The sequence below is a fragment of the Bacillus sp. UNC41MFS5 genome, assembly GCF_000686805.1.
The window spans coordinates 1-12,698 of record NZ_JMLP01000041.1; the positions used below are offsets into that span (position 1 = coordinate 1).

Here is a 12,698-nt window from a genome sequence, read left to right on the forward strand (position 1 = left end):
ACACCTTGTTGCTGCAAAGCTCTATCCATTCCGACACGCCTCGTTAATCCTCGACTACTTTCGAAATTCGGTACATAGTTAATATGTAAATGCGGATTCGCTTCATCATCGTGTAAAACCATGTTATAAACCGCTAGGTTTGGATTTCTCTCTTGAAACACCTCTGCATACTGTTTTAACGCTTCCTTTTTGGCTTCCCTATATTTCGAGTCGTCTTTACCTTCCCCAATTGCCACGACTAATTCTCGTTGCTCATGTGTCTTATCATCTTTATGTATTTTGTCATAATAATCATCAATTTTACGGTCATTCCGTTTTTGTTTCTCGTTATATTTATCCACTGCTTCTTGAAAGACATCTTTATATACACTTCGGATGTCCTTTTGAACAAAATAAATATTCTCATCTAACCTGGATGGATCGATGCCAGGATTCCCATGAATATTTTCCCTGTTATTATGGCTCAATGAACTTTGGTAAGATTGATTAAAAGAGATAGAACCTAACATAAAGTGCCACCACTTCCCCTAGATTAATTGATACCATCAGTCTAGCAAAGCGACGAAATGATGTCAATTAACGTAACCCTATAGGTATTTTGACGCATCCGCATCAAAATCGATAGGGGTCTGCGACGCTTTTCGGCTTTGCCGAGCCATGTAAAACATGGCAAAGGACCTTGGACTTTGTCCAAACCTACAAGGGGAACTTTCCCCCTTGCCCCCTTTATAAAACACCCCCAACCCCCTCAATTTTGAGGGGGCTCCCTCGCCGGTTGGCAGGGTCAAAAGGGTACCTTTTGACAACCACAAAAGGGTTGCATAGTGAGTCTATCAACTCCTTAATGCTCCTTCATTTCGCTTTTCGCTTCATTCTGTCCGCTTACCGTTGACAGACACAATACAACTGCCTTTAAAATTTGCTTCTGCTATACTTAATTAAAGATAGATTTATTCAGTATAATGAGTAGTTAGATATATTATAAATTTTATTTTTGAATTGTTCTAATATATTCGAATGATTATGGTTAACAAATATCACAGTCATATTAGGGAATTTCTCATTTATATAATTTGTTATTGAGATTAAAGATTCATTATCTAAGTTTGAAAATGCTTCATCTATCAATAAAATTTTGGGATTGTATAGTAAAGAACGAATCAATTTTATTTTTTGGATTTGACCACTGCTTAAATTTGTAACAACTTTGTCTATTTCTGTATTAATTTCATTATCTAAACTATTTATAAAACCATCTAATTTAAATGCTTTTATCATTTCATTTACCTGGTTCAATTCAACATTAGATACTCCTAAAGTTAAATTGTATAATATAGAACCTTTAAAGAAAAAATTCTCTTGAGGAACATAAGCTACTACTTTAAAAATTTCTTGAATAGGTAAATCATTAATATTTTGACCTAATATTTCAATGTTACCATCATATGATTTTTTCAATCCAATAATCATTTCAAATAAAGTAGTTTTTCCACTACCATTGTCACCTTTTAATAGCACTCTGTCACCTTTTAAAATTGATAAGTTAATTCCTTTAAATATTAATCTATCATTTGGTGTGAAATAAGTAACATTTTTAATGGTAATAATAGAATTTTCAGCACAATCTTTTTCAATAGCAAGTACACCATTTTCATTCGAATCTTCAGTCTCTAAAATGTTTTTTATACGAAAAACAGGTGCATATAACACTTGTAGTTTAGGATAAACTCCCATAAGTCCCATTAAAGGGGGATAAATCAAAGCAGCATAACTGTAGAAAGCCATAAGTTCCCCAATAGTTAATGTATTATTTTTCACTAGTACAACTCCATACAATAATATACCAAAAGGGCCAATTAGAGATATTAAAGAAAGTGAGATACTAAAAAAGCTATTAATACTTACAAGTTTAACGGTATTTTTTTTTAGGTTTTCTAGATGTTTTTGAAAAATAAATGTTCGGTTATTTAAACTTTCTATAGATTGTAAAAATTTCTTCCCACTAATATTTTCATTTAGAGTAGAAAACATTACATCCTTATTTGTTTGAACAGACATACTTAATGATTGGATTTTTTTTCTGAATAAGTAAAATGTTATAAAGAATATTGGTAAAGTTAATACAGAAATTAATGCAAGTTGAAAATTAATTTTTAATAAAACAAAAAAATATAAAATAAGTAGCAATGAATTAGATATCACACTCAAAAATATTTCTTGAACACTATTCCCTACTATATCTGAGTCATTGAATATAACAGTTTTTAAATGATTGGGATCCAAGGATAACAACTCTTTTGACTCTGATCTCAAAACCTTTGTATGAAGATGTAATCTAATGCTTTTGACTATATTTTGTGAATATGAAGATGTTAAATAACTAATTATTATCCCTATGGATAACTGAATAATAACAATTAAAAGTGTCAATAATAATATTTTATATAACAAAGATGTATTTCCTTTTAATAAAACATCATCAATAATATATTTGGAAAAGTATGGTAAAGGTAGACTGCTAATCGTTGTAAAAGCTATCAGTATAACTATCAAAAACAACAATCGCTTTTTATAGAAAAAAATTTTTTTTAATGTATGCATTAAATTATTCCTCCTACAATATACTTTTTGACATAATATCACGTTTTATATAAAATATACGATCTGATTTTTGTGAATTTATTGAATTATATTTCGCAATTGTAACCACCGAAGAAAATTTACATTTTATACCACCCCGCCTTTATAATTTAGATTGCGCATAGCCCACTAAAAAAAACCGTTATAAAAACCAAAACAGTAATAAAAAAACCATGCTAAGTAGCAAAAAATACAATAAGCCGTCCATATGGACAGCTCCTTCTTACATAATTCTCGTTCTTGAAAAATTATTACACCCCCCTCCGTTCAGATTATCACTAGTTTTTGATTAATTAGGAATAGTAAAACCAGCTTATAATTACAATAAGCACAATAATTCCCCATAGCACTTTTCCTGTGCGTGTAGCAAAATTAATCGTAAATCCATTTAACTTTGGTATAATTTTTTTCTTATTTGTCATATAGCCTCACCTTTTTATCTAATCTGTTTATTTATTGTACCATTTCGAAAAATCAGTTTGTTATAATTTTCGGATGTATATGATATTCATTTAAAATTAACATAACATCCCATTATAGGTAGCAAAAAAAAAGCGAGATCCTTTGTAATATCAAAGGTCTCATTTTTTCTTTGCTTGTCATCTTATACATAGCATAGAAGTCTTTTTTATAAAATCATGAAAAAAATAAGTGTTAAAATTTCCTAACACCAAAAACCTTAATAAAACCAATCATATCAACGCTTTATATATCTTTTTAAAAGTGCTTCTATTATCACTATTATTAAAAGCTAAAAGCAATGAAAAACAAAAAAAAAGGACTCAATCAAAAAAATCAAACGAATAAAAATTCAATTTCATAGATATAACATAATCTTCTTTCTATATGATTTATTAATAATTTTTATCCTCTTTTCTCAACTTATTTAACATATTTTTAAAAAACGTTAATGTTTTGCAATGTTTGAAAAATAGGGATATAATGAAATAAATAATTTTATATGAATTACATAAAATTATTTACTAAAAAAAGTAAGAATAGGAGTGATATTATGTTTAGAAATCCAGAAAAAAGAACATTTGGGATGCCAGGGAGTTTAACTGTCAATGATTGTGAAAGATTGAGCAATTTTTCGCTTGGTATGAAAGTTGATACTCAAAAAATTATTGATAAAATTGTTAGTCCAAATGAAGATATGGTACTTATTAATATTGCCAATTCTGAAAATGTTAGAGAAATGGTATCGTTTAATAAATATAGTGAGTTTTTGAATTATTCATTAGAGTATTTGGGTTATGATTCAGGTGTTTATCGAGTAGAAACTCCAAATAATGAATCAGCACCTGAACCAAAGAGTGCAAAAGTTGTAACTAGTGCTTATTATGTATTATGGGTTGCTGGAGCAGTTGCTGTTGGGGCTGTGCTTGTTATTGATATTGTTGCTAAAATTGCAAAAACTAAAGAACAAAAATTACTAAAAAAAATAATCAGTGCGGCAAATATTGCAGGAGGAAAAGATTTTTGTGAAGGTGTAGCTTTAGAAATTAATAGAAGAATAAAAGCAGCTACTCAATTAAAAAAATTGAATGGTGAATTGAATGTTTAATCCTACAAGTTTAGCAATAGTATCTACTTATAAATGTACAGCTTCTTGTCAAGAATGCTGTTTTGAATGTAGTCCAAAATTGACAAAAAGAATATCATTTAATGATATAAAAAGTTTTATTGATCAAGCTAGTGTAATTGAAACCGTTAAATATATTGTATGGTCTGGAGGAGAATGTTTTTTACTTGGTAAAGATTTAGAGAATGGTATTGCATATGGAAAATCAAAAGGGTTAAATTCTCGGTGTGTAACAAATGGTTTTTGGGCAAATTCTATAGAAATAGCAAAAAATAAATTAATTAGACTTCAAAAAAAGGGATTGAAAGAACTTAATTTATCAACAGGTGATGATCATCAAGTATATGTTTCTATTGATAATATTTTAAATGCAGCAATTGCAGCTGTTCAATTAAATATTACAGTTGCAATTGCTGTAGAAACTACAGCTAATTCTAGATTTAGTAAAAAAGATATATTAACACATCCAAAATATGTTCAATATATTGCAAATAGTGATTTTGAAAAGTATATTACAATCATGAATACGGTATGGATGTCTTTCCATGAAGATAGAGTTTTTGAATATCCTGATATAATGGAGTTTACTAATAATTTATCAGGATGTGATAGTATATTCGATGCAATAGTTATTACTCCAGATAAATCTATAGTTAGTTGTTGTGGATTAACTATGGAACATATACCAGAAATGCATATGGGAATTATGGATGAAAACAATTTATTAAATCTTTATAAGAGTCAATTTAATGATTTTCTTAAAATTTGGATCTATGTAGATGGTGCTGAAGGAATATTAAAAAAAGTACAAGAATGGGATTGTGGAATAAAATATCCTAGATTTGTACACATGTGTCAAGCTTGTGCATACATGTATCACACACCAGAAGTTCAAAAAGTAATCTTTGAAAATTACGAATCAATTTTTTCTGAAATCATGGAAAAGTACAAAGCTAAAGTTCTTCTCAGAGAATCTTCTGTATCTATGGTTTAATTTTTGATATAAAATTTAACTCATTAAAAATGTATATTTTATAATAATAAGGGGTGTAAATTTTATTTTATAAAATTAGTTTATTTAGGAGGATTTTAAAATAAGAACAATTTATTATACACCCCTAATTATTATCATAAACTAAATTTATAATGGAGGTTACTAATGCTCTTATTAATTATTTCTTTAGTAACATTTATCATTGTTTTTGTTTCCATGGAAATTTTAGGTAATGATAGTAATCCTAATAAAATTATTGGTTATCGCACTAAACGTTCAATGAAAAATAAAGAAAATTGGATAATGGCTCAAAAATATTTTAAATTTTTATTTATAAGAAGCTATTTAATTATTGTTATTTTTAGTTTGTTTTTGTCCATATATGAACATTTCATAGGTATTAATTTTATAACATTAAAAATGTATAATACTATTCAAGTATTTATAGCAATCTTTCCTTTGTTTGTTTACTTAATGCAATCATCTTCCTAACTTCCTGGACTTCTCTTATTGTTTGCATAAGCATTTCATCACAGTCTTGGTCCCTTCACCATGCCTTCGCTAGAATTCATCGCTATAAGCTTTTGAAATCCCTTTATCAATTGCATAGTGCTCAACTTCAAACACTTCAACTTCTTGATATCATGATACTTATTTGCTTTATTGCATTTTCTAATGTCATGCCTATATCGTTCTTTAAGTTTATAACCCTAAGAAATACCATTACATCACTTTTTCTATACTTCCTATAAACTGTATTCTGAATCATGAACTTTTTTAAGTGTCCACGATTCAAAATACAGTTCAGTTCTTTTATTTCATAGCTTTTCTAAAAAAACAATATGAAGAGAAGATAGATAATACGATACATAAAATAACAGCTGTAAAAATAACAAGTTTTGTCCAACTTGTAGGTATAAACATTGCAAAAATGATTATTATACCCGCAATTACAAACAATTTAGAACTAAATCTATGAGTATCTTTCCACACTTTTTCACTACTTAATGTCCAAGGTGTGCGGATTCCTATAAAAAAGTTTGGTCTCACTTGTTGTAAATAATTCCCTAAAATAATAAATATACCACCCAATATTACATATCCCAACGTAATAATTGGTAAGTTATACCCTAGTCCAGTCAATATAGTTATTACATTAATAATTACCAAAACTACTAACATCATATTAAAAATAGCATAATATCCTGTAGAAAATTTTTCATAATTTGCTTTTTTAGGATCAATTTTTGGTACTAATATTGATAATACATATAAACCAATCATAAAACCAATAAAAAAGGACATTGTTGTAAATTTATCAGAATATGTAATACTATCATCACTAATACTCCAATGCGTTATTAATTCAGAAGGTAGATGATTAAACGTAATAATCCATATTAAAATAGTCAAAATTATTAATAGTAAAGGGAAAATATGTTTCTTCATAAGACTCACCTTTCTTATTTAAGTTGTTCTTTTTCAATAAAAGTAAAAAACCACGTAATTAAATCTTGAAATACTGTAGTATTAAGAGAATAAACAATAAATTTTCCTTTTTTTTCATCTTGCACTAATTGTGTATTTTTTAAAATGTTTAAATGATGTGAAACACTAGGTTTTGTCATATCAAAGTGTTCTGCAATTTCTCCAGCTGTTAAATCAGAATCTTTTAATAAATCTAGAATTCTTCTTCTCGTTGGATCCGATAATGCTTTAAAAGCCTGATTCAATTTCTTCGCTCCTTTCAATAAATAGCGATCTTAGTTTAATATTTAGATGTTTATCTAAATATTAAACTAAGATCGCTATTTATGTCAATTAGTTATAATCTGCATTTTAAATATTCGGAATAGAGTTTCTTTGTCAATTCCCTCGAAAAAGGGGAATTACATAATTATAGCAAGGGAATGCTTGTATGCTGATCTATACTGCATTCCCTTATTCTATGTATGCTATATTTCTATTCTTCTTTTTCCGACATTAGAACCCTATAAGAATAGCAACCACAGTTAATTTTTAAACAAACCGAAAAAACCTTTCCGTTTTTGTTTCTGCATATCTCTAATGTTTTCAAGCAATAACTGATCTCGCTTCTCTAACTTCTTCTCTATAAAAACTTCTAATTCACTATTTTTACCTTCTACTTCAGTTAACTTTTTCTCCGTATTTGCTAAATGCTCTTTTGTCGTAACCAATTCATTCGTAATTTCTTGCAATTTTTGAACGAGTGCTTGATTAAATTGATTTTGTAACTGCTGATTTTCTAATACTTCATTCAATTTCTTTTCTAATTCTGATTTTTCTTCTTTTGAAACAAACGAATCAAGTTCTCCGTTTCGCCATGCCCGAACTTGATCGTAAGACCATTTTTGCGCTTGTATTTTTTCTTTTATCGCTTTTAATTCTTCTATATTTTCCTTCGAGTATCTGCGATGCCCTCCCTGACTTCGCTCCGTTTGTATATTAAATTCGTTTGACCATACCTTTAGCAAATCGGGTGTGATCCCTACATGATCCGCAACAATTTTCGGTGTATACATTTCCGATTTTAGTTCCAATTTTCATTCCTCCCCCAAAAACGGAATACGTTTTTTACTTAAAAAACACGATTAAATCAACATTTCGATCAAAATCGGAATGTACTTGCAACCGATATGAAAACCGATTTTAAAAACGATTTAATTTCGAAATACATTCCGATTTTAACACCGATATGTATTACTTCTCGATAATAACATCAAAATCTTTTTTCTATATACAAGATTTTATGCAAAAAAAGAATAGCGAGGATCCCTAGAATCCTCGCTATATCAACGATGTATAAAATCATGCATGTCAAATAAACAGACAAAAAAAGAAGAATCCCCGTAAATACAAGGATTCTATGAAAAGATTCGCTACCGATAATAGGACGTTATGTTAACCGAGAGTGAATAGAACATTCATCATTTTTTCTCTTGTATTCGCTTGTACTAGAATTAAACTAATCTTCAAACCAAAATAACACTTCAATAGGTGCTTTTAAAACTTTTGCAATATCGTAAGCCAATTTTAATGAAGGGTTATATTTTCCATTTTCGAGATTACCAATTGTTTCTCTTCTAACTCCAACTTTATTAGCTAAATCTCCTTGGGACATATTTAACTTTACCCTATATTCTTTCATCCGAGTAATCAGCGTCATCCTGCATCCCTTTCTTTTCTCTATGTTCAAATATTTCTAAATTAATTAGAAAAGTTCCTAACGGTATTAAAATTGAAAGTCCAAAAAATAAACGAATTACATGTACATTTTCAAAAATAGAAACACTTAAGAGTAGCATACTACCAAATACTAGTGTTACAAAAAATGCCCTTGTAGCGGCCATACGAACATGCAGTATAAAAAGCTCATCTGGTATAACTTTTGCGTATAAAAAAAAGAAAAAGAATAGGAAATAGTAGTGAGGCGAAAACGAATTTTCACTTAAAAATGAGAAAGGTGCCAAAAAACCTAAAAAACCAATAAACCCTAAGTAAGCTAATTTGTTTTTCATATAAGATCCCCTTTGTGATTTATTTCGCTCTTTATGTGATAAATATATCACATAAAGAGCGAAATAAAAAGGAATTGAAACAGTACATCTTTGTTTCAAACTAATACTTTTAACTTCCCTTAACGGGAATTATGTAAATAAGCCATCCAATATGGACGGCTTATTTTATTTTTGGCTTAGCATGGTTTTTTCCAAAATGCTGGCGATACCCCTAACATCTTCTTTTTCATTAAGAGTTAAGCACCCCAAATCCCCTTAAAAAGTTGTATTCAGAATATCATAACAAAATCAAAAAAAGACCCTACAAAAGGGTCTTTCATCAGCTAATATTAAGCTTTTTGAACATTAGTAGCTTGTAGGCCACGTTGTCCTTGTTCTACTTCAAACGTTACACTTTGTCCTTCGTCTAAAGATTTGTAACCGTCGATTTGGATAGCTGAGAAATGTACGAATACGTCTTCTCCACCTTGACGTTCAATGAATCCAAAACCTTTGTCTGCATTAAACCATTTTACTTTACCTTGTTCCATAATTGTTGCCTCCTAGTGTGGATACCCACACATATGTTACTACCCTTGCTCAAATACCTTAGACGAAAAACAAAATTTATTCTTAATCTCAAACCGAACAAAAATAGGTCTTTCTTAAATTAACATACTTTCTAAAAAATAGCAAATTTCAAAAATAAATCCTTATGGTAATTAGCCACTAATATTGGTTGCTGGAGAAAAAGTCACTATGATAGTCATCACAGCAAGAAGCAACCAAAGAATCTCGACAATATCATTAGTTTGATTTTTTTCAGACATTCAACAACTGATAAAATTAGCTATTTTCGAGTTGAATTTTACTTCTGATAACAATAATTATGTGAACAAAAAAGTCCCCCAGCTAAACAATCTGGAGGACTTTTTTTATAGAGGAAAAGAAGACATCGGTCTCCCCTTTGGGTTTCCCCCTAGACAAGTTAAAACTTAAAACTACCCAATCATATTAGATAAATTACTCATAATCTATAATTTGAATGACTATGTAAAACTCTTAAAATACCTTATAAAACCTTAATTTACGCTTAGATTAATATATGAATTAAAGGGAGAGAAAAAACTATGCAATGTATAAACTGTTCTCCAGTACTTCACTGTGTTTATTTTGGAAATAGACCGTTTTGCTATTATAAACAACAATGTACCATAAAACCTTGCCCAACTATACCAGACATTCCGATAATACACGATCCAGGACCATTAGGACCGGTAGAAATGTCCTCAAATTCTCCTGCAATCATGTCATATTCAACTGGACCTAGTTATTTTGCGCGTTGCATGCAAATAACAGGAGGTGATTTCTACACCTGTCAAAGGATATGTAGGCCCATTTACCAGTAATTTTGCGACATAATAACTTGGTTGGTCTTTTTTATTTTTTTAGGTTTCCCCCTGTTTTTGGGTGTAAGTGCTGGCTCGTCGTGTGGGGGCGAAACCCCACATAGCGTTAATTCCATATAGAAAAAGAAGAATACCTTGAACGGAAGAACTGGCGATTCGGCTGGTACAATCGTTGATCCAAGTCGAGCAACTTAACCCCGTTTTTGGTCTGTTCGGCTTGGCGAAAGCTAAAAACCAGCCGAAAAAAGTTCCGCAAGGACAGAAAAAAAAAGAAAAGGCGATAGCCTTTAGGTGAGGATTAACGAACCGACTTTTCTTTTTCTGAAGGTGGAGATTTTTGAGCGTTATTTGCTCAAAAATACTACCTGTTCCTTGCGGAACTTTTAGCCTTTAATAATAGTGATAATAGAGAACATCTACAAAAAACGTGTGAATCCCTTGATATGACTGGGTTAAATACACTTTTTAGGGTGTGACGTTTTCGTCACACTTTTAAGCCTTTTTGTGACGTTTTCGTCACACCTAAAAAAATATAAATTAGTAAATAAATGGATAAAACACTTTAAAATACATATAAAAAAGACTATATCAAATTGATACAGTCTAAAAAAATCTAGCTGGTAATTTTACTTTTTTACCATTTTGATCTTTAAGATTTTTCAAAGAATATTGAAACAATCTCATCGTTAATTTATCGAGTTTTACTTCATTTTTTCGAGGTGCACAAATCATTATGTAAGGATTTACTACCCATGTTCTAGGACTTACAGTCCGACCATTTTCAATAATTTGTCCAGCACCTTCCGGATTAAGTAAAATTTCTTTTTTCTTTAATGAATTCATAACCAAAGAAGTTTTTTCTCTTGATTTCCCTATCATTTCAGCAATTTCAGAAACAGTTGCTGCTTTTGGTAACTCAAAATCTTCCTCAGCGCTCTTTCGTTTCCTTTTAAACTTATCATCTCTACAAATAATAACATTACTTCTAAATTCCAAATAAGCTTGAATTCTAAATAAAAAACTTTCCTCTGCTTGAGTTAAATAACCAATACTATTCAACAAGTCTAAATTTCTGTGCATTACTTGATTAAATGGCTCTCCAGCAAATGGATCTTTATTAGTTCCAACATAATGATCTTCTCCAGTTAATTCTTTTAACTGTTGTAAAAGAGATTTTTTTAGTTCTTCAGCTTGGTCTCTTTGTTTTCCATCTTTCTCAAAATCTCTTTTTCTAGCATTTCTATCAGCTTGATTTAAAGCTTGTCCCAATTCTTCATTCATTGTTAAATCCTCCTCTAAATTGAGGGAATCAACAAAAACACCTATTTTTTGCTATTTGATTATAAAACAAATTATGATAATCTATAATCAGATAAATGAAGTCTAGGTATTTTAGTAGAATACCCTATAAAAAGAGTCATGTTCCAGCATGGCTCTTTTTTTTCATTCTATCACGTTTTCAATAACCTTGAAGATAAAAACAAAGTTTCCTTATTTTTTTACCGTTCCCTATCAAAATCTCGATGTCTGCTTATTTCTCTCTTATGTTCACGTTCAAATTGATTATCTACTCCCTTGCTATCCAATTCATTTTTAACAATTCCTCTAAGCACCTTAAATTGCTCTTTAAGAACTTTTTTCGTTTGTATATACAAAACTCTTATATTCGTCTGCAAACCCTTTATATAAGCTTTTAACGAGCTTATTTCTTTATTTAATACACCAACTTCTTTTTGCAACTTACTTTTTTCTTGTTTCAACGTTCGATTTTCTTTCATCCAGCCCTCTGCATGGACTTTTAAACTCTCATTCTCTTTCACAAAATCTGTCTTTTTCAAACGCTCATAATCCTTTTTGATAGTAACCGCTGCATTCACTTGCTTTATTACTTCTTGATATTGTTCTGGTGATAACACATAATTTCTTGTCTGTTTCTTCGTAATCTCAGCTTTTCCAAACATTTTATCCTGTACTTCTACTACTACTTCTTTACGTAAAAATGAAATTTTAACAGGTTCATTTGGTACTTGATCCGTAGCACTATCTAATTCTTTTTGCATTTGTTCTACTCTTTTTTCTAACTCTATATGACGCTGGCCAATTAACTTCAGCTTTTCACTTTCGCTCTTTACTTGTTGTTTCACTACCTCTAATTCTTTGTACGTATCAACGACATCACTTTCCAAACTCTTTTTCACTACATGTAATTCGTTTGTTTTTTCTGCAACACTTTTTAAATCATGATCAATCGTTTGCAATTCTGTTTCTTTTTCTTGTACTTGATTTTCAATAGTTAACTTCGCTTCTGCATATTCCTTGTATTGACGGACTTTCATGTACTTATGAGAACCTACATTAGCACGTTCAAAATTCGGAATGTGTTCTTTCGCTAATTGCTCAATATAAGCCGTTTCTAATTCTCTCCAGTGTGCAATTAACTTTCTTCCCGTTCCTTCTACACCTTGTTGCTGCAAAGCTCTATCCATTCCGACACGCCTCGTTAATCCTCGACTACTTTCGAAATTCGGTACATAGTTAATATGTAAATGCGG

At 30.1% G+C, this 12,698-nt stretch carries 14 protein-coding genes and 1 pseudogene; 4 read left to right on the forward strand and 11 right to left on the reverse strand.

The window, feature by feature from the left end:
* The coding region (locus tag BR30_RS0115805) for a plasmid recombination protein (RefSeq protein ID WP_026565836.1) at positions 1-509 on the reverse strand (509 nt) is incomplete at its 3' end.
* 445 nt (positions 510-954) lie between these two features.
* Positions 955-2,601 carry an ABC transporter ATP-binding protein gene (locus BR30_RS0115815; protein ID WP_026565838.1) on the reverse strand — a complete coding sequence of 549 codons (1,647 nt, stop codon included), beginning with the start codon at positions 2,599-2,601 and terminating at the stop codon, positions 955-957.
* Positions 2,602-3,652: 1,051 nt separating this feature from the next.
* Between BR30_RS0115815 and BR30_RS0115825 the strand changes: the two genes are divergently transcribed.
* The 3 genes from BR30_RS0115825 to BR30_RS0115835 all read left to right on the forward strand — a co-directional run bounded on the left by BR30_RS0115825 (position 3,653) and on the right by BR30_RS0115835 (position 5,711).
* Positions 3,653-4,207 (forward strand): hypothetical protein, encoded by a 555-nt coding sequence (locus BR30_RS0115825; RefSeq protein ID WP_026565839.1) that lies wholly within the window; start codon positions 3,653-3,655, stop codon positions 4,205-4,207.
* Positions 4,200-5,219 carry a radical SAM protein gene (locus BR30_RS0115830; protein ID WP_026565840.1) on the forward strand — a complete coding sequence of 340 codons (1,020 nt, stop codon included), beginning with the start codon at positions 4,200-4,202 and terminating at the stop codon, positions 5,217-5,219. Before BR30_RS0115825 ends, BR30_RS0115830 begins: the two co-directional genes overlap by 8 nt.
* A 165-nt stretch (positions 5,220-5,384) precedes the next feature.
* Positions 5,385-5,711 (forward strand): SdpI family protein, encoded by a 327-nt coding sequence (locus BR30_RS0115835; RefSeq protein WP_026565841.1) that lies wholly within the window; start codon positions 5,385-5,387, stop codon positions 5,709-5,711.
* Here the strand turns inward: BR30_RS0115835 and BR30_RS38880 are convergent.
* From BR30_RS38880 to BR30_RS0115865, 7 genes and pseudogenes are all read right to left on the reverse strand, one after another.
* Positions 5,662-5,988, reverse strand: a pseudogene (locus BR30_RS38880) (DUF3967 domain-containing protein). The gene BR30_RS0115835 and the pseudogene BR30_RS38880 overlap by 50 nt on opposite strands.
* A gap of 44 nt (positions 5,989-6,032) precedes the next feature.
* Complete coding sequence (locus BR30_RS0115840) at positions 6,033-6,668, reverse strand: SdpI family protein (RefSeq protein WP_026565842.1); 636 nt, start codon at positions 6,666-6,668, stop codon at positions 6,033-6,035.
* A 14-nt stretch (positions 6,669-6,682) separates the two neighbouring features.
* Positions 6,683-6,952 carry an autorepressor SdpR family transcription factor gene (locus BR30_RS0115845; protein ID WP_026565843.1) on the reverse strand — a complete coding sequence of 90 codons (270 nt, stop codon included), beginning with the start codon at positions 6,950-6,952 and terminating at the stop codon, positions 6,683-6,685.
* A gap of 279 nt (positions 6,953-7,231) precedes the next feature.
* Positions 7,232-7,780: a MerR family transcriptional regulator gene (locus BR30_RS0115850; protein WP_026565844.1), complete on the reverse strand. Its 549-nt coding sequence runs from the start codon at positions 7,778-7,780 to the stop codon at positions 7,232-7,234.
* A 425-nt stretch (positions 7,781-8,205) separates the two neighbouring features.
* Positions 8,206-8,406: a helix-turn-helix transcriptional regulator gene (locus tag BR30_RS0115855; protein WP_000172689.1), complete on the reverse strand. Its 201-nt coding sequence runs from the start codon at positions 8,404-8,406 to the stop codon at positions 8,206-8,208.
* The gene (locus tag BR30_RS0115860) at positions 8,375-8,758 is read right to left on the reverse strand and encodes a DUF3796 domain-containing protein (protein ID WP_026565845.1); all 384 of its coding nucleotides are present in this window, start codon (positions 8,756-8,758) and stop codon (positions 8,375-8,377) included. The genes BR30_RS0115855 and BR30_RS0115860 overlap by 32 nt, the downstream gene beginning before the upstream one ends.
* Positions 8,759-9,087: 329 nt before the next feature.
* A complete protein-coding gene (locus BR30_RS0115865) occupies positions 9,088-9,288 on the reverse strand; it encodes a cold-shock protein (RefSeq protein WP_000434820.1) in 201 nt (66 codons plus the stop codon).
* A gap of 1,030 nt (positions 9,289-10,318) precedes the next feature.
* On the opposite strand from BR30_RS0115865, the gene BR30_RS38455 reads away from it, so the two are divergent.
* Positions 10,319-10,441, forward strand: a complete 123-nt coding sequence (locus BR30_RS38455) for a hypothetical protein (RefSeq protein ID WP_269320619.1) — start codon at positions 10,319-10,321, stop codon at positions 10,439-10,441.
* Positions 10,442-10,749: 308 nt separating this feature from the next.
* On the opposite strand, the gene BR30_RS0115870 is transcribed toward BR30_RS38455, so the two are convergent.
* Both BR30_RS0115870 and BR30_RS0115875 read right to left on the reverse strand, forming a co-directional pair.
* Positions 10,750-11,427, reverse strand: coding sequence for a hypothetical protein (locus tag BR30_RS0115870; RefSeq protein WP_006097171.1), 678 nt, complete (start codon positions 11,425-11,427; stop codon positions 10,750-10,752).
* Between the two features lie 218 nt (positions 11,428-11,645).
* On the reverse strand, positions 11,646-12,698 hold a 1,053-nt coding region (locus tag BR30_RS0115875; protein WP_026565846.1), incomplete at its 5' end, for a coiled-coil domain-containing protein.

What these genes read in the sequence shown, in the direction of transcription:
- BR30_RS0115815 (WP_026565838.1), bottom strand. Translation starts at nt 2,601, where the DNA reads ATGCATACATTAAAAAAAATTTTTTTCTATAAAAAGCGATTGTTGTTT.
- BR30_RS0115825 (WP_026565839.1), top strand. Translation starts at nt 3,653, where the DNA reads ATGTTTAGAAATCCAGAAAAAAGAACATTTGGGATGCCAGGGAGTTTA.
- BR30_RS0115830 (WP_026565840.1), top strand. Translation starts at nt 4,200, where the DNA reads ATGTTTAATCCTACAAGTTTAGCAATAGTATCTACTTATAAATGTACA.
- BR30_RS0115835 (WP_026565841.1), top strand. Translation starts at nt 5,385, where the DNA reads ATGCTCTTATTAATTATTTCTTTAGTAACATTTATCATTGTTTTTGTT.
- BR30_RS0115840 (WP_026565842.1), bottom strand. Translation starts at nt 6,668, where the DNA reads ATGAAGAAACATATTTTCCCTTTACTATTAATAATTTTGACTATTTTA.
- BR30_RS0115855 (WP_000172689.1), bottom strand. Translation starts at nt 8,406, where the DNA reads ATGACGCTGATTACTCGGATGAAAGAATATAGGGTAAAGTTAAATATG.
- BR30_RS0115860 (WP_026565845.1), bottom strand. Translation starts at nt 8,758, where the DNA reads ATGAAAAACAAATTAGCTTACTTAGGGTTTATTGGTTTTTTAGGTTTT.
- BR30_RS0115865 (WP_000434820.1), bottom strand. Translation starts at nt 9,288, where the DNA reads ATGGAACAAGGTAAAGTAAAATGGTTTAATGCAGACAAAGGTTTTGGA.
- BR30_RS0115870 (WP_006097171.1), bottom strand. Translation starts at nt 11,427, where the DNA reads ATGAATGAAGAATTGGGACAAGCTTTAAATCAAGCTGATAGAAATGCT.